The following is a 17921-nucleotide window of genomic DNA, read 5'->3' on the forward strand; positions in this document are numbered from 1 at the left end:
AGCCTTGAATCATTTCAAGAAGGGCATTGCTGGCAAGCAATGCCCTTTTCTATCAAACGAGAGTGAAATCGTTATGGAGAATGTACTATGAAAAAAATTATTGTGCCCACAAGCATAGGAATTTTATTTTTCACAGGGCTTTGGATGTATTTTCTTGTTCAATCCAGTCCTTCACACATGCTTATTATTGAAGAAAGAAATTCAGGAAATACTCTCTGGCAGAAGCCAATTAATGAAGACGAGTGGTTTCGACATGAGTACATACATTCCGTTGAAAAATCAAAAGTGATTGAAAAATTCAAACTTGGTCCAGATGGTCAGATGTTGGCGATGGAGAGTTGGACTAGATCCTTTGGAGCGGGTCTTCCCTTCGAACATAAAGGCGAAGTAGAGAGAGTTGACGGCTACTACGTGATCAGAAATATTCAAGACCCTTTAGATGAATTAACGATGCTTCCGTCCCATCTTCAATTACATACCTTTCATTTCCAAGAGGAGGAAGTGATCTTATCAGAAGAGCCTTTTCGGAGAAATCTCATCACGATTAAAACAAGCCCTCTAACTATGTTTGAGAGACTTACAGCCGATCAGTAAAGTTCAATCTACTTTTCAGGAAAGGAGCGAACATGATGAAGAAGGATACATCAGATAAACAAACATCAGAGAATGTAAAAGCTCAAGAACTACATTCTAGTGACCGGATTCTTAGAGGGAATTGGGCGCTTTTATTTTTAGTTCTAAGTATATTATTGTCAGTTTATCACTTCTATACAGCTGGATTTGGCCTTCAAGTTGGGACAAGATCCCACTTGATTATTCACTTGACGATGGGGCTCACCTTGGTGTTCATCCTTTACCCGTTGAAGAAAGGATTGGGTCAAACGAAAGTTCCTTGGTATGATTTGGTGTTGGCCGCGATTGCAGTCACCGTCGGAATCTATATTGCTCAAAATCAGCAGTCTGCCTCCATATTAAGCGCGAGACCAGAATTCATGGATAAAGTGGTCGCTGTCACCCTTATCGCATTAGTTCTGGAAGCAACAAGGAGGGTCGTCGGGAAACCCCTGGTGATCATTGCTGCTTGTTTCATCGCTTATTATTTCTTAGGGGAATCCATGCCTGGAATCCTAAGACATACTCGAACCGATTTCGACCGGTTTTTTTATGAAATGGGTTATACGACAGCAGGGATTTTTGGAACCCCTCTAAGCGTATCTGCTACGTACGTCTTTATCTTTATCCTTTTCGGAGCGATTCTTGAATCAACTGGCGCGGGTAAAATGTTTATTGATTTAGCTTTACGAGCGTTCGGTCGTTTCAAAGGGGGACCTGCTAAGGCAGCTGTTGTGGCAAGTGGAATGCTTGGTAGTATTTCTGGGAGTTCAACAGCGAACGCTGTAACGACAGGCACATTCACGATTCCCCTAATGAAAAGAGTGGGGTTCAGGCCTCATGTCGCAGGTGGAATTGAAGTTGCCGCTTCGTCCAGTGGACAGTTTTTACCTCCCGTTATGGGCGCTGCTGCGTTTTTGATGATCGAATATACAGGAATCTCATATGTGGAAATCATCAGAAGTGCGATGATTCCAGCTATTCTAAGCTATGTGGCCATTTTACTCATGGTACATTTTGAAGCCTCTAGACATAACATTCAAGGCTTGAAAAAAAGTGAACTAGTGTCTGCGAGAAAATTATTGCTTCAACAAGGCTATCTCATTCTGCCTGTGTTCGTGCTCATTTATTTTCTTGTCCAACGATTCACTGTACCAAATGCTGCGTTCTTCGCTATCGTGGTCATTCTAATTCTGGCGGTATTTGCTCATGGGTTCAAGGAAAAAATGGCCCGAAGCCTGCTCTATGCAGGGGCACTGATGGCCTTTGCCTTTAGTTTGCAGTATATCATCACATTCGTTAATCAATTTACGGCTAGAGATATTCAGTGGAGAGCTGAAATCCCGTATTTAGTTGTCATCAGTTTGGTCATTGCGGCCCTGTTTGCCGTGGCTCAAAAAGGGTTGAAGGTCCAATCGGCTCCGGTAAAATACGGATTTGCTCAGTTAATTCGTGGATTAGAGCTTGCGGCACGAAATTCATTGTCTGTCATTGTGGCCACGGCAACTGCGGGGATCTTAATCGGTGTCGTCAATTTAACTGGCCTATCTTTAAAACTGTCGAACTTGATTATCTCCTCTTCAAGCACTCTAGCAGACGTGTTGCCAGCGTTTCTAACGTTTGAAAATACACAGCTGTATTTTGCGTTAATCTTAACAGTCTTTGCTTGTTTAATTCTCGGTTTAGGGCTACCGACGACGGCCACTTATGTCATCTTGGCTGCCATGGTCGCGCCAGCACTCGTGCAACTAGGCATTCCCGTGTTAGCAGCTCACTTATTCGTTTTATACTATGGGGTGTTAGCAGATGATACACCGCCGATTAATTTGCCAGCCTATGCCACTGCCGGGATTGCTAACGCCGAACCGGTTAGGACCGGGGTTCAAGGTTTTAAGTATGATTCAGGGGCGCTCCTTCTTCCATTTGCCTTTGCAACGAATCCAACGATCTTGCTTCTTACCGATGCCTCATGGATGGTTGTAGGAGTCAATATATTCACGGCTCTGGTTGGGATTATTGCTTTTGCTTCGGTTATTCAAAAATGGTTTGTTTTAGAATATTATTGGTTTGAACGGCTCGCCGCATTAATTGCTGCACTCGTGCTAATTAATCACCATTGGATTAGTGACTTAATCGGGATCGGCATCGTCGCCATCCTATTTACGACCCAATTTATTCGAGGGAAAAAGTTAAAAGATAAAGAAGAGCTAGCAAAGGAAGCTTAATACTTGTGCCTGCCGAGGGTGATTCTCGGCAGGACCCGCTGAGGTTCAGACATCTCGTATCGTTTTCTACGGTACGGACATCCAGTTATCTCAGATCACTACAGGGTTGAGGTAATATGGAGCTCCCTAAATGAGCAAGATGGTCGCCAGAAATAGAGCTGAGTTACTCATATAATAAGAAAAGAGGATCTCGCAAACCAGCTAACGGTTTACGAGGTCCTCTTTTACATTCGCGCTCATCATCCACCCATTTTTCGTCGAGTGGTGGAAGTCTGTTTCGCTTGCTGACTCTTCATTTTCTTGCTGTTGTCTAAATGGTTATTTTTAGTGTTATTATCCTTTTGGGTCTTCTTCTTATTGGCAAGCTGCTGCTTTATCGCTTCTTGTAAACTAACCTTTTTTGTCGGCTGGTTTGTTTCGTTAGACTCTGACATGTCATTCCTCCTGAACATTAATATGTCTATTATAATCTATTCTTTGTCACATTTGTTATTAATTAATCAGTGATTGGAAATAAATATCCTCCGTCCAGAGGAAAACTTTAGTTGTTCGGCCAAACAAGGTATGTGTCCAGCCGAATTGAGGAGGTGTTCAGCCAAAACCAGCTGTTGTCCAGCCAATCGAATCATTTCGTCTTCAAAAACAAAATGAACAGATCGAAATCCTGTTAATCATTCATTTTAATTACCGGTACAAGCAAAAACCGTCCTGTTCAGAACAGGACGGTTCTTATCAACTCTCCCTTAAAATAGGAAGCGTACAGCAGCGGAATGATCCGCCGGATTTAATGATTTCAGAAATATCGACTTCGATGACGTCGAAGTCCCGTTTACGAAGCTGGTCGTTTAGTTCTTTGTTGACAGGTAGACTGAGGACTTTTTTGTCACCTAGAGAGAGGACATTTGTGCCCATCGTAAATTGTTCTCTTTCATTCACCTCGATCAACGTGAAGTGTTCGGCTAACAACTGTATTTCTTTTTCGGTGAAGGCTTTTGGAAAATAGAGCGCCTCCGTCTCCGATATGATATTAAATACGCAATCTAAATGAAGGTACTTTTCATCTATTGGAACGGTATATACCTTATATTCTTGTAACCGTGACTGCAGATTATCAATCGCTTGCTGATTGGTACGAGAACTCAAACCGACAAAGATTTTCTTGCCATGAATCATGACGTCTCCGCCTTCAATGACATTCCCTGTCAGGTTGTAGTAAGGAACTCCTTCTCTTTTTAACCAGTCAATAAGGACGTTTTCTTCTCCCTTGCGCGCACCTTGAGCCATTTCCGCAACAAACACCATCTCCCCTAACGTAAATCCAATGTCCCTCGTGAAAACTTGTTCGGTAAAGTTCTTTTCAGGGGGGAGTGAAATCACTTCGATTCCTTGTTTCTGCAGGGTATTCACTAAGTTTTCGTGCTGCTTTATCGCGGTATCTAAATGAAACTCGTCGTCTTTGAACTTTTTTTGGGTTTCATTTATCTTTCCTTCAATGCTCATGTATGTCGGCTCGCATAAGATCACCCGTTTTAACTTATTAAATTCGCTTGTGCAACTTGATTCGACGGATGGTTTCAAAATTTCCATTGAGGGGTCCTCCAGTTAGACGGTTTTTAAAAGAATGTGGGGAAAGGATTTAGTAGTATAATTCCCATTTTTCTCTAGATAAAACCTCTGGAATTCTTATTAGCGCCATTATGGCACGGTTTTTCTTTTCTCTCCACATCCTTGTAAGATCTTCCAACAAGAAAAAACGTCACAAAAAAACAAGCATCGTATAGATGCTTGTTTTCTTACCGCTGAGATTGCTTCGCTCGTTCAACGGCACCATCCCATTCCATCATACCCCCGGTCATATTGACGACTTGAAAACCGTGGCTTTGTAAAAACTGAGTCGCTAATCCGCTACGAGAACCTGACCGGCACACCATCGTGTACTCTTTTGACTTGTCTAATTCATGCATGCGAAATTCAATCAGGCTTAAAGGGATATTCACGGCACCAGGTATTTTTCCTGTAGCCACTTCCTCTGTTTCCCGGACGTCAATCACATTTAGTTCCTCGTTTGCTAGTAACTTTTCTTCTATTTGATTCGCGCTTTTTTGAATCATGATCATCTCTCCCATTCCATTGATTTCTCATTTATTATATACCCCATTGGGTATATTGTAAAGAGCACAATTTGGACCGATTTTAATGGTTAGAAAATATTTCATTATTTTTCAAAGAATCTATTAATGTACGTTTATGTTATAATTTCCAATAAGTTCAGATTAGATTTTCGAAGGTTTTAAAGGAGGATACAGTTTGCAGTATTTATCGAAAGGTCACTATAAAGAATTGGAACAAACAGCTATCGAAGTTTTACGTAGGTTAAGCCAGTTCATAGATATAAACACCGTGTTCGTAGCACGAAATGATAAAAAGCAAGTAGAAATCAGCCATTCTTTTAATAGAGATTACATATTAATTGAAGAGGGATTTCAGATTGACTATGGGGACTCTTACTGACAGTTTATCGTCGACAATGACCGTGAGTCATTGCTTATTGAAGATTTAAGTGGCCATCCCTTAACGAAAAATATGTCTGTTACGAAAGAGTTAGGCGGGGGGACATTACTGGGTGTGCCCATTACATTTGGCAATGGCCAAAACTATGGAACACTCTGTGGCCTCGATAATAAAGCCCGAAAGTTCAAGGAAGAAGAAATTGAATTGTTTCAAACGATGGCAAACTTGCTTGGCTACGTAATTGACTTGGATGAAGCGAAAAGTCGGATTCAGTCGTTATCGACACCGATTGTTCCTATTGCTGACGGCGTCGTCATTTTTCCATTGGTGGGCGAAATGGATGAGGTTCGCTCAGAAGTGATTTTGGAACAAGTGCTTTCGAAGAGTTATCAAGCGTCCATCGAATACTTTATCATCGACGTGTCAGGGCTTGTGATCAGTGATTCATCTGTGAGTAATAATATTTTGAAACTCACCCAGTCTCTGCAGTTATTAGGTGCCATACCGATCTTAACAGGTATGAGACCAGACCAGGCGATGCACTTCCATAAAACGGGATCCGAAATTTCTCAATTAATAATGAAGAGTAGTTTAAAACAAGCGTTAAGCTGGATCGGGTTCAAGTTAATCAAATCAACATAACGAGCGATGGGTCCTCTACGTGGACCCGTCGTTTTTTTTACCTTTAATTTAATGCAGCTTCTCGCTATTTTGTTTATGTAGGTTAAATGTGGAGGTTGGAGTTTTGTCGATTTTCTCAGGTTGTAAAAAGATCACAAGGGTGCTCACAAACACCGTGCTTCCTATGAAATTGATGACGATATCGAGAACTAAACCGCTCCTTGCCACTAAAAAATACTGGTGAAACTCATCAATGATGCCAATGGAAGTTGCACATATAATCGCAATAACTCCTCTAAGTGGAAGGTGCCTCAAGGGAACGATAAGGAAAAAGGATGATGCAAGTAAACCAAACACGATGAAGTGCCCGAACTTCCGCGAAATTAAATCCGGTGTCTCGGCAAAAGAGTAAAAATAGTAAAACGAACTGTTCGGATCGAACATAAATAGAGGCGATGCATCTTCTTTGTATATGCCGCGAATAGAAGCCATATCCACTGCGCCCCCCGTTTGCGCCAAAATCGATAGAACGATCGTTGTACTTGAAATGAAAATGACTAACAGTAAGATATACCTCATCGACAATCCCTCCTCTAGTAATCTAGTATTAACCAGGAACTGTTAATTATACATCAGTTTTTATGTTTAAGTGCTGTATGTCTAACTGGTCAAACCAGTTACAGTAAAATTTATAGGGTGTTCGGCCAAAACTTGTTGTTGTTCAGCCAAAAGGTGCTGGTGTTCAGCCGAAACCTGTTCTTGTTCAGCCAAACCGCGCCTTGTCCAGCCAAAATTCGGAATTCCACTCTAACATTCTATTAAAAACACGCTTTTAAATACGACGAAGGACCGAACAAATGATTTACTTATTGAAATCGCTTTCCATTTAATTTATACTGTACGTAATTGAAACGTTTCACTAAATTAAATTACGACCTAAACAAATGAATCTAATATTATATTTTCACTTTATAGAAACGTTTCTTCTAATTTTAAAAAATCATGTATACATAAAAGAACAATAGCAATTGAGGAGGAACCATTTTGAAAAAAGAAGAGATCATCGTACTTTTAAATAAAATGACGTTGGAAGAAAAGATTGGCCAGTTGCTTCAGTTGGCGACGCCATTTTTCGAAGGGGCAAAAAGTGAGGGAGAAATTACCGGACCACTTGCTCAAATGGGTGTTGATCGAAAAGATGTTCAATATGCCGGTTCCGTATTAGGGGCTTCTGGAACGGAGGAGGTTCAAGCGATTCAAAAAGCTTACCTTGAGAAAAGCCGCCTCAACATTCCTTTGCTCGTGATGGCTGATGTGGTTCATGGATATGAAACGATTTTTCCTGTTCCATTAGCGATTGGGTGTTCGTGGGATATCCCTCTTGCCCAAAAAAGTGCTGAAGTAGCAGCAAAAGAAGCATCAGCGTCAGGTATCCATGTCACGTTTGCACCGATGGTAGATTTAGTTAGAGACCCAAGATGGGGGCGGGTCATGGAATCGACGGGGGAAGATCCTTATCTTAACAGTGAATTTGCGAAGGCTTTTGTCAAAGGCTTCCAAGGAGAAGATTATCCGAATAACCATGACCACGTCGCTGCTTGTGTAAAACATTTCGCTGCTTATGGAGCGCCTGAAGGTGGGCGTGACTATAACACCGTGGACATGTCGGAAAGGCAGCTCAGAGAATATTATTTACCCGCTTATAAAGCCGCTTTAAACGAAGGTTGTGAGATGGTCATGACCGCCTTTAACACGGTGGATGGGATTCCAGCTACTGGAAACCGAAAGCTCATGCGCTCTTTATTAAGAGAAGAGTGGAACTTTGAGGGCGTGCTGATTTCCGATTGGGGGGCAGTGAAAGAAATGATTCCTCATGGTGTAGCTGCTGATGACAAAGAAGCTGCGTTAAAAGCGATTGAAGCAGGCGTAGATATAGAAATGATGACGTCATGTTACGTCAATCATTTAAAAGAATTGATCGAAAACGACGATGTTTCGGAAGAAATTCTCGATCAGTCCGTTTTACGGATCTTAACATTAAAGAATAAATTAGGATTATTTGAAGATCCATATCGAAGTGCGACGAAGGAAAGAGAGACAGAAACGGTTTTCTCTGAACGACATCGTGAACTAGCTCGCGAACAGGCGGCTAAATCATGTGTATTATTGAAAAACGAAAACATCCTTCCGCTAAAAAAGACAGAAAAACTGGCAGTCATTGGTCCTTTTGCGAACAGTAAAGACATTCTCGGTCCATGGTCATGGAAAGGGAAAGTTGAGAATGCCGTTTCTCTTATAGAAGGCATGAAGAATTATTTTTCAACAGAGAACTTAAACGTAGCTGAAGGTTGTGGGATTGAAGCAGGCACGGATGAAGAAATGAACGAAGCGGTCGCAGTTGCGAAAGAAAGTGACATTGTCGTTCTTGCATTAGGAGAATCTTCTGATATGAGCGGTGAAGCAGGCTCCTTAGCGGATATTCGGTTGCCAGATGTCCAGCGTCAGTTAGTTAAGAGAATTAAAGAAGTAAATAAAAAGATCGTCGTCGTTCTCTTTAACGGGAGACCACTCGATTTAGACGGAATGATTGATGAAGTAGATGCGATATTGGAAGCGTGGTATCCGGGGACGGAAGGAGGGGCTGCGATTGCTGAATTATTAGTTGGTAAGAGAAGGCCATCCGGGCGTCTTACCATGTCCTTCCCTTATTCGGTCGGACAAATACCCGTTTATTATAATTCATTCAATACAGGTAGGCCAAAAGGTGCGCCAAATGCTCAAGAAAGATACGTCTCTCAATACTTAGATATTCCGAACGAACCCCTTTATCCGTTTGGATATGGCCTTAGCTACACCTCTTTCCAATATCATGAGGCGATTCTATCTAGTCAGTCGTTAACAAGTGAGGGCTCTATCACTCTCTCTGTCAAAGTGGAGAATACCGGGGATGTGACTGGTGAAGAAGTAGTGCAAATGTATATTAGAGACGTTGCTGGAGAAGTGGTCCGGCCTTTAAAAGAGCTTAAAGGGTTTGAAAAAATTGCCCTTGAACCTGGAGAAGCACGGACAGTTGAGTTTTCCATTGAAGAAAAAGATTTAAGATATCATCATAGCGATTTGATTCATCGGAGTGATGAAGGAGAGTTTATCGCTTACGTAGGCCCGAATAGTCGTGATGTGAAAGGTTATTCTTTCAGTCTCAAAAACCGATAAATGTGATTTTAATAGAAAACAAGAAAATCACAGTTGTCGTTCATAAATAAATCGCGTGAAATCTATCAAAAAACATACGGAAAGGATGAAAGAATTTGAAGAAAAACTTTTTATTAATTCTTTTAACTGTCATGCTAGTCGGAATTCCGCAACTGTCGTTCGCACAAGGGGGAGGCGCTCCAGTGCAAGGGGGTACACCTCCAGGACATGAAGTTGCGTTGGAGAAACAATTAGAATCCATAGCGAAGAAAACGTACAAGTATTTTGAAGATTTTACTGATACAGAAACGGGTCTCACGTCTGATATTATGCGATTTGATGAGGAAGATGGAGAAGGAAAGCATACATCGCCTACGAATATCGGAATCTACATGATGAGTACTATTGGTGCCGAGGAAATGGGAATTATCTCACGAGAAGAGGCAGTTGAAAGAGTGAAAACGACCATTTCAAGTTTAGAAGACATGGAGACTTGGAACGGACTCTACTACAATTGGTACTTCACTGAAGACGGAAGCTTAATGTCTGACTGGGGAGAATTTATTTCTCAAGTCGATAATGGCTGGTTAACTGCAGGGCTGATTGTCGCTGCTGAAGCGTATGACGAGCTAGCAGAAGATGCACTGGCTATTGCTCACGACATGGATTATTCTACTCTTTATGATTTCGAGGAGAACTTATTCCATGGAGGATATGATGTTGAAGAAGGAAGTTTAACAGACCACCATTATGGTATGTTTTACACGGAGCCGAGAGTGACTAGCTATTTAGCGATTGGTAAAGGGGATGTTCCGTCGGAGCATTGGTGGAATATGTACCGGACACTTCCAGTTGAATGGGATTGGCAGCAACAAACTCCTCAAGGATATGAGGTTGAGTACGATGGCGTTGAATTTTTCCAAGGACACTATCAATACGAAGATATTAAGTATGTGCCAAGCTGGGGAGGAAGTATGTTTGAAGCGCTCATGCCTGGCTTGGTCTTAAATGAAATCGAACTGGGAACCTCAGGACTTGGACTGAATAATCAGCGTCATGTAGATGTACAAATTCAATATGCTGAAAACCAAGACTACCCTGTGTGGGGATTCTCTCCGGCAGCTATTCCGGGAGATTATTCAGAATTTGGGGTGCCAGAGGCAGGGACTGAAGGGTATCCTGAAGACGGTACAGTGACTCCTCATGCTTCTTTCTTAGCGTTGGATTATGCACCGATGGAAGTGTTTGAGAATATTCGTGGATTGAGAGACTTAGATACTTATGGACCGTATGGTTTCTATGATACTGTAAATGTCCACACTGAAGAGGTCACAGAAGCCTATTTAGCCCTGGATCAAGGGATGATTATGGTATCCATTGCTAACTATTTACATGATGGTTTGATTCGCGACTATTTCCATCAAAATGAGATCGGCGAAACTCCTGAACATCTCATTGAAAGAGAAGAATTCTCTATAGAATAATAAAGTAAAAATTGAACCTGACTCTTGCTAATCAAGGAAGAGTCAGGTTCATACATAAATATATTTACATATGAAGAGTGAGGGAGAGCAATGACAGAAGTGAAAACAAGTCAATCAAAACATGAAATAAAAGCTGGAGAATACACGTTTACTTTTTTAAATAGCGGAGATTTATACCATGCCTTTCATCAGGATACGATGATTAATCAATGGTTCTCTAACCCGATTGACGGGTCATTAAATAACATTTATTTGCGGATTTACAAGGACGGTTCTATCGATCAAGTGAAACCATTACTTGGAGTGAAATCGAACAGTCAAGTCACTTTTGGTGAATCAGAAGTGCTGTGGTATGGAGAAATCGATCAACTTTCTTACGAAGTTACGTTCACATTAACAGAAAAGGGAGTTTGGTTCTGGGATATACAGTTACATGGCAAAGATGTAACATGTGATGTTGTTTATGGTCAAGATCTAGGTTTAGGCAAGGCAGCAATGGTCAGAACGAACGAAGCTTATACCTCTCAATACATCGATCATAAGGTCTTAAATGATGAAAACTTAGGGTATATTGTTTGCAGTCGGCAAAACCAGTCTCAAGAAGGGGACTTTCCCTATTTGCAGCAAGGCTGTCTCACTAAAGCAACGGGATATTGTACAGATGGATTTCAGTTTTTCGGACAATCATTCAAAGAATCGAATACACCTGAAATATTGGCAAACAGAGATTTTCCTAACCTAATCTATCAATACGAGTTTGCCTATACAGGACTTGTTACTAATGTAATGAATGTAAATGGAAATGCAGTGGCGACTTTTTATGGTCTATTTAAGTCCGATCATGCCTTAAGCGTGGATGAACTTGAGTTTCAAAATGACTTACGTGAGGCATCGAATGAAATACGAGGAAAAGAAGGAAGCCTCGAGAAAAAACAACCAATGGAGAAAGTGGTAACAAAAATTGGCCAACCACTGAAAACAGAAGAGTTGACGGAAGAGGAGATCGCTCACTACTTTCCAAGGCGTCAGCTTGAAGAGAAAGACAACGGGGAACTCTTGGCCTTTTTTACTGATACATACGAGCACGTCGTACTAAAGAAAAAAGAGATGTTGGTAGAGCGCCCCCATGGACATATCCTTATGACTGGAAACAATCATAAACTCGAAACCGATGTATTAACCACCACATCGTATATGTACGGGATCTTTAACTCTCAGCTTGTGGTAGGGAATACTTCGTTTAATAAGATGCTAACGAACGCAAGAAATCACTTGAATGTGATGAAAACATCGGGGCAACGTATCTATATCGAAGCAAACGGCTCTTACCAATTACTCACGATGCCTTCTGTTTATGAAATCGGCTTTAATTATAATCGCTGGTATTATAAAACGAATGATGATTTGCTGATTATTACGAACTATACGATCGTTGATTCGCCAGAACTTCATTTACATGTCCGTTCTGTCAAAGGAAAGAAGTATCGGTTTATGGTGACGAATCAAGTCAGTATGAATAATAACGAGTATGAGGTGCCCTTTAACTTGTCGGAGAAAGATGGAGAATTTATTTTTTCAGCAGATGAAGCGTCTGATAGTAAGGGAGTTTATCCGAACCTGGAATATTCATTTAGCTTTGATGCAGACGGAGTGGACGTTGGAAATGAATCGGAGCTGACGGAAAATGTAGGAGAAGGAGCTGCCTCGCTGGTTGTGTTTAAGCTTGACGAAACAGATGAATGGGCGCTAACGATGTACGGGGCTCTTCATGGCGAAAAACCACAAATCATTGACCGGGATTTCTCAACAGAAGTAAAAAGATATCGGGAATATTACGAGACAATGATGAATGACTTCCAGTTGTCATTTAAAGAAGAGTATTCTGAAGATCTTGAAAAGATGAATGCATTGACGTGGTGGTACACGCATAATATGCTCGTCCACTACTCTGTTCCTCATGGATTAGAGCAGTACGGAGGCGCAGCATGGGGTACGAGAGATGTATGCCAAGGTCCTGTAGAATATTTCTTTGCTACACATAAGTACGAGCAAGTCAAAGATATTATAAGGAAAGTATATGCTCACCAGTATGATGTGGAAGGTAATTGGCCACAGTGGTTTATGATTGATGACTATTACAAGATTCAGCAGACTGACAGTCATGGGGATATTATCATTTGGCCGTTGAAAGTAATCAGTGACTATTTGAAGTCTACAAAAGATTTTGCAATTCTTGATGAAGAACTTCCTTATACTTCATCAGAGACATTCGCTTTTACAGAAAAGAAAGAAACTCTTCTTGATCATATTAAAAAGCAATTATCCTATATACAGAGTCATTTCTTACATGATACGTACCTTTCTTCTTATGGGGATGGAGATTGGGATGACACGTTACAACCGGCAAACCAAGATTTAAAACAATACATGGTCAGCAGTTGGACAGTTTCGTTAACGTATCAGGTCATCAATCAGTTAAGTGAAGTCTTGGAAGAAGTGGATCCGTCAGAAGCGGCCGTTCTTAAAGAAATGAGTACGGGCATTCAAGCTGATTTCACCACTCATATGCTTGATACTGATGTGATCCCAGGTTTTCTTTATATGGAAGACCCAGAAAATCCTGAAAAAATGTTGCATCCAGAAGATACAAAAACAGGGATAGACTATCGGCTCCTACCCATGACTCGCAGTATGATTAGTGAATTATTATCACCAGAACAAGCGGAGCATCACTACACCATTATTAAAGATCAATTAGCTTGTCCTGATGGGGTTCGGCTCATGAATCAACCTGCGAAATATACAGGTGGGGTAAGCACACATTTCAAACGAGCGGAGCAAGCGGCGAATTTCGGACGAGAAATTGGGTTACAGTATGTGCATGCTCATATTCGTTATGTAGAAGCTATGGCCAAACTGGGGAAAGAAGATGAAGTGTGGCACGGCTTACAAACGATTAACCCTATCCGAATTCAAGATGTAGTTCCTAATGCTGAACACCGTCAGAGTAATGCGTATTTTAGTAGTTCAGATGGTAAATTCAACACCCGATACGAAGCGGCTGATCAATTTCATAAGTTAAAAGAAGGGAAAGTAGCAGTAAAAGGTGGATGGAGAATTTATTCCAGTGGTCCAGGAATCTATATGAACCAGCTTATTTCTCAATGTCTGGGCATTCGTGAAGAAGGCGGAGACTTGATCATTGACCCAATGTTACCGAACTCTTTAAACGGAGTTTCCTTTAAATTCCGATTTCATGACTATAAAATCACGTTTGTTTTCCACTTAGAAGAGAATGAAAAGAGGCTCGTTTTAAACGGGGAAAATATACCGTTTGAGTCACTTAAAAACCGTTATCGTGATGGGGGATTCAAAGTGAATAATGAGGTAGACTTCAAGAAAAACAGTGAGAACATCATGGAAGTGTTTTTGAAGTAGTTTATTCTGGACAGGATCAAGAGTGGAGCATATCAATTAATGGGGTAGTCACCACGACTACCTCCATTGACAAATCTATAGATTTTCACATAAACTAAAAGAAGTATTTGAAACGTTTCACTCTTGAAGTGCTGGAAGGAGAAAAGACATGGCTACAATTAAAGATGTTGCTAAATTGGCTGGAGTAGCTGTCTCTACAGCTTCTTATGCCCTAAATGGCACAAAGAAAATAAGTGATAGTACCAAACAGAAAGTAATCACAGCGGCAAAAGAGTTGAACTATCAAAAAAATGGTTATGCCATGGATTTGAAAATGAATAAAACCAAAATAATTGCGCTTATTTTAAGTGACCTTATCGGACCCTTTTATTCTGAACTGATTCAAGGGGTTCAAGAGGTAGTCATGGAACACGGTTATGACTTGATTGTCTGTAGTTCATATGGTGATGAAAGTTCGACAGCTGCTAAGTTTCTGCGAGAGAAAAGAGCAGATGGCGTCATCTTATTTGCTCATAATATAGAAACGCAACTTATTCAAGACTCGGTGAGAAAAGGTTTTCCAATCGTTGTATTAGATCGTGATCTATCTGATTACGAGGATATTATTAGTGTGAATGTGAATAATGAACACGGAAGCTATATTGCTGCTAAATATCTCATTGATCAAGGGAGCAAAAATATTGCTTTCGTTAGCGGACCGAAAAAATCAATAGATAGTCAGCTTAGGTTGGAAGGATTCAAACGAGCACTAAAAGAGCACAACCTTCCCTATTATTCTAAATGGAACATTAACGGTAAATTCACGAAGGACGGCGGCTATCAGGCAACGAAAATGCTTATTCATCAAGGGCAATTGCCAGATGCCGTGTTTTATGCGAATGATGAAATGGCGATTGGCGGAATAGAAGCCTTGAAAGAAAATCATATTGATATACCGAATCAAGTGTCCGTGATCGGCTTTGACGATATTCAGCTAGCCCCTTATATCCAACCCCCTTTGACAACGGTTAAACAGCCTAAATATGAAATGGGAAAACTATCTTCTCATTTAATATTTCAAGTTTTAGAAGGGGAAGACGTTCAAAATTTTTACTCTCTTGAAACCGAAATGATTATAAGAGACTCAGTTCAACGATCTTTTTAACAAATGAACAGCAAATAGATTCATAATTCAGTCGAAGTAGTTCTTTTACATTGGTCACTTAGTGAAACCAATCTTGCTATTTCGGCTGATTTTCTTATGTAAACAGTCAATTTAATAAAAACAATTTGTGTCTATTAGGTAAAATATCAAAAAATTCATTGAAAACGGATACAAGATGGATTACAATGAATTTATTGAAACGTTTCGATAGATTCAGTGGAGTAAACTTGCTATCTACTTTTAATTACTAAAATGATGAGTAAAAGGAGAATATTAAGAGTTACTCACTGAAAAAAGTTTTTTAATTACATATGTCTAGTATGTAAGAACAAGATTTTTGTAAATAATACCTATATTTTTTTAATTTTAAACGAAACGTTTCACATGGGATAGGGAAGAGAAATGGCATTCTTAATTAATCATTTAAAGGAGAGGGAATTTATGACTAAAAAGTTTTATCTGTCTATTGCGTTAATGGTTAGTAGTGCCTTGATGATCACTGCATGCGGTGGCGGAGGCAGTGAAGATGAAACAGAACTCAGCGTTTGGGCAATGGGGGAAGAAGGGACATTATTACCTGAATTAGCCGAAAAGTTTGAAGAAGAAAATCCCGAGATTTCAATTAATGTTCAAGCCATTCCATGGGACACTGCTCATGATAACTTGTTAACAGCGGTGGCATCAGGCGAAGGTCCAGACGTCCTTCAAATGGGCACATCTTGGGTACCGGAATTCGCAGATGTGAATATGATGCTTGATTTAACCCCTTATCTTGATGATTACCCAGCTTTTAACAAAGAGAATTATTTTGATGGAGCGGCCGAGTCAATGGAATATGAAGATCAAATTGTAGGGATTCCATGGTATGTTGATACGCGTGTCTTGTATTATCGTACGGATCTGTTAGCAGAAGTCGGATATGACGACGCTCCGGCTACGTGGGATGAGTTAAAGGATGCGTCCACACAGTTAGCGGATCGCGGTGACGACTACTACGGTTATGATATCGATCAGAATGATCAGTTTGTGCCATTTATGTTCGCTTGGCAAAACGGTAGCGACTTTATTGATGAAGAAGGAAATACGGACTTTGAAAGCCCAGAATTCATGGAAGCGATGGAATTCTATCATAGTTTCTTCGCAGAAGGAATCACACCAACATCAGGACAGTTGGACATTATTCAGTCGTTTAGCAACGGTCAACAGCCAATGTTCCAAAGCGGACCTTGGATGGTGAATATTTTGAATAATGACGCTCCTGACATTGAAGGAGACTGGGCTGTAGCGCCATTACCTGAGAAAGAGACGAATACTTCTTATATTGGCGGATCAAATTTAAGTGTGTTTAATAACACGGATCACGTAGAGGAGTCTTTGCAGTTTATCGACTTCCTTGTTGATGAAGAGACACAGTTAGAATGGTTTGAAATCTCCAATACTTTACCTTCTAGAGTCGATGCGTGGGATGATTCAAGATTAGATGGTAATGAAATGCTTTCCGTATTCGGTGAACAATTGGAGGAGACAAGAGCATCCCCTCAACTCCCAGAATGGGAAGCGATCGCTCAGGAAATGATTAGATCAATGGAAAGAGTGAATGTCGGTGGTGCCGACTTGCAAGAAGAAATGGAAGATTTCAGAGAAAAAGTGGAAGAAGATATTTTGGCTGACTAAAAGCTTGATCGAACGGCTGTCGATTAGCAATAAGTTAATACCTTGTTAATCGTCAGCTCTTACATAATTTATTAGATGATTCTAACCAAAATAGTGAGGGGGGAGAACTTTGGGAAATCTATTAAAAACTTTGTATAGAGACCGGCATCCATACATATTCATAGCTCCAGCATTTTTATTGTTAATGATGTTTAGTCTTATTCCTATTGTTGTTGCTTTCTTTATCAGTTTCACAGACATAAACCTTAGAGGATTAGCAGACTGGTCACAAATTAGTTTTATTGGATTAGAAAATTATATTAAGTTGTTTAATGACAGTGTGTTTATTACATCCATTTTCAATACATTGTTTTACGTCGTTATTGGGGTACCATTAGTGATTATCTGTTCGCTTAGCGTTGCCTTAATCCTAAATTATGGGAAAGATAAGATTTTTCATTTCTTTCGCGCTGTTTACTATATGCCGTCTATCACGAATATCGTAGCAGTTGCTGTGATTTGGGGATTCTTATATAACACCCATTATGGTCTGTTTAACTATTTCCTTTCCTTAGTTGAAATTGGCAGGGTTCCTTGGCTTGAACAGCCTACACTGGCAAAAATTTCCTTAATCCTCTTAGCAGTTTGGAAAGGTCTTGGAATTAACATGATCATTTTCTTAGCTGCCTTACAAGGTATTCCAAAAGAATACTATGAAGCAGCTAAAGTTGATGGGGCTAATCGCTTACAAACTTTATGGCATGTGACTATCCCTCTACTTGGATTTGCTACTTTCTTTGTCACTGTAACGACCCTAATTGGCTGGCTTCAATTTTTCGAAGAACCTTATGTCATGACCAATGGTGGACCGTTAGATGGCACGCTGTCTATGGCATTATTTATATACAGAAGCGGATTTCAGTTAAGCGAGTTTGGTTATGCAGCGGCAGGTTCGTTTGTACTGTTCTTCATGATTATTATTGTGACATTAATTCAGTTTAAATTCCGAAAAGCAGATGTGGAGTATTAATTAATAAAAAA

Annotated in this window: 14 protein-coding genes; 10 read left to right on the top strand and 4 right to left on the bottom strand. The window is 40.3% G+C overall.

Features of this window, described 5'->3' with window-relative positions:
• The first annotated feature begins 87 nt into the window (after window positions 1-87).
• The gene (locus tag CR194_RS13600) at window positions 88-594 is read left to right on the top strand and encodes a DUF1850 domain-containing protein (RefSeq protein WP_110610232.1); all 507 of its coding nucleotides are present in this window, start codon (window positions 88-90) and stop codon (window positions 592-594) included.
• A 35-nt stretch (window positions 595-629) separates the two neighbouring features.
• Window positions 630-2837 (top strand): TRAP transporter permease, encoded by a 2208-nt coding sequence (locus tag CR194_RS13605; protein WP_110610233.1) that lies wholly within the window; start codon window positions 630-632, stop codon window positions 2835-2837.
• 239 nt (window positions 2838-3076) lie between these two features.
• Here the strand turns inward: CR194_RS13605 and CR194_RS13610 are convergent, their stop codons facing one another.
• The 3 genes from CR194_RS13610 to CR194_RS13620 form a co-directional block, all read right to left on the bottom strand.
• Complete coding sequence (locus tag CR194_RS13610; RefSeq protein ID WP_110610234.1) at window positions 3077-3271, bottom strand: hypothetical protein; 195 nt, start codon at window positions 3269-3271, stop codon at window positions 3077-3079.
• 298 nt (window positions 3272-3569) lie between these two features.
• Window positions 3570-4424 carry a dimethylarginine dimethylaminohydrolase family protein gene (locus CR194_RS13615; RefSeq protein ID WP_199228177.1) on the bottom strand — a complete coding sequence of 285 codons (855 nt, stop codon included), beginning with the start codon at window positions 4422-4424 and terminating at the stop codon, window positions 3570-3572.
• A gap of 206 nt (window positions 4425-4630) precedes the next feature.
• Window positions 4631-4948 (bottom strand): rhodanese-like domain-containing protein, encoded by a 318-nt coding sequence (locus CR194_RS13620; RefSeq protein WP_110610505.1) that lies wholly within the window; start codon window positions 4946-4948, stop codon window positions 4631-4633.
• A gap of 196 nt (window positions 4949-5144) precedes the next feature.
• Between CR194_RS13620 and CR194_RS13625 the strand changes: the two genes are divergently transcribed.
• On the top strand, window positions 5145-5348 hold the full coding sequence (locus CR194_RS13625) for a hypothetical protein (protein WP_110610235.1): 204 nt from the start codon (window positions 5145-5147) through the stop codon (window positions 5346-5348).
• 30 nt (window positions 5349-5378) lie between these two features.
• Window positions 5379-5990 carry an STAS domain-containing protein gene (locus CR194_RS13630; protein ID WP_110610236.1) on the top strand — a complete coding sequence of 204 codons (612 nt, stop codon included), beginning with the start codon at window positions 5379-5381 and terminating at the stop codon, window positions 5988-5990.
• Window positions 5991-6038: 48 nt separating this feature from the next.
• Here the strand turns inward: CR194_RS13630 and CR194_RS13635 are convergent, their stop codons facing one another.
• On the bottom strand, window positions 6039-6548 hold the full coding sequence (locus tag CR194_RS13635; RefSeq protein WP_110610237.1) for a VanZ family protein: 510 nt from the start codon (window positions 6546-6548) through the stop codon (window positions 6039-6041).
• Window positions 6549-7013: 465 nt separating this feature from the next.
• Between CR194_RS13635 and bglX the strand changes: the two genes are divergently transcribed.
• From bglX to CR194_RS13665, 6 genes are all read left to right on the top strand, one after another.
• Complete coding sequence (gene bglX, locus CR194_RS13640; protein WP_110610238.1) at window positions 7014-9182, top strand: beta-glucosidase BglX; 2169 nt, start codon at window positions 7014-7016, stop codon at window positions 9180-9182.
• Between the two features lie 95 nt (window positions 9183-9277).
• Window positions 9278-10645, top strand: coding sequence for a glucoamylase family protein (locus CR194_RS13645; RefSeq protein ID WP_233254365.1), 1368 nt, complete (start codon window positions 9278-9280; stop codon window positions 10643-10645).
• 90 nt (window positions 10646-10735) lie between these two features.
• Window positions 10736-14083 (top strand): GH36-type glycosyl hydrolase domain-containing protein, encoded by a 3348-nt coding sequence (locus CR194_RS13650; protein ID WP_110610239.1) that lies wholly within the window; start codon window positions 10736-10738, stop codon window positions 14081-14083.
• 148 nt (window positions 14084-14231) lie between these two features.
• Window positions 14232-15227, top strand: a complete 996-nt coding sequence (locus CR194_RS13655; RefSeq protein ID WP_110610240.1) for a LacI family DNA-binding transcriptional regulator — start codon at window positions 14232-14234, stop codon at window positions 15225-15227.
• Between the two features lie 441 nt (window positions 15228-15668).
• Window positions 15669-16901 carry a sugar ABC transporter substrate-binding protein gene (locus CR194_RS13660; RefSeq protein ID WP_110610241.1) on the top strand — a complete coding sequence of 411 codons (1233 nt, stop codon included), beginning with the start codon at window positions 15669-15671 and terminating at the stop codon, window positions 16899-16901.
• A 109-nt stretch (window positions 16902-17010) separates the two neighbouring features.
• Entirely contained in the window at window positions 17011-17910 is a 900-nt protein-coding gene (locus CR194_RS13665) for a carbohydrate ABC transporter permease (RefSeq protein WP_233254366.1), read from the top strand.
• The last annotated feature ends 11 nt before the right edge of the window (window positions 17911-17921 follow it).

Source organism: Salipaludibacillus keqinensis (assembly GCF_003226325.1).
Classification (GTDB): Bacteria; Bacillota; Bacilli; order Bacillales; family Salisediminibacteriaceae; genus Salipaludibacillus; species Salipaludibacillus keqinensis.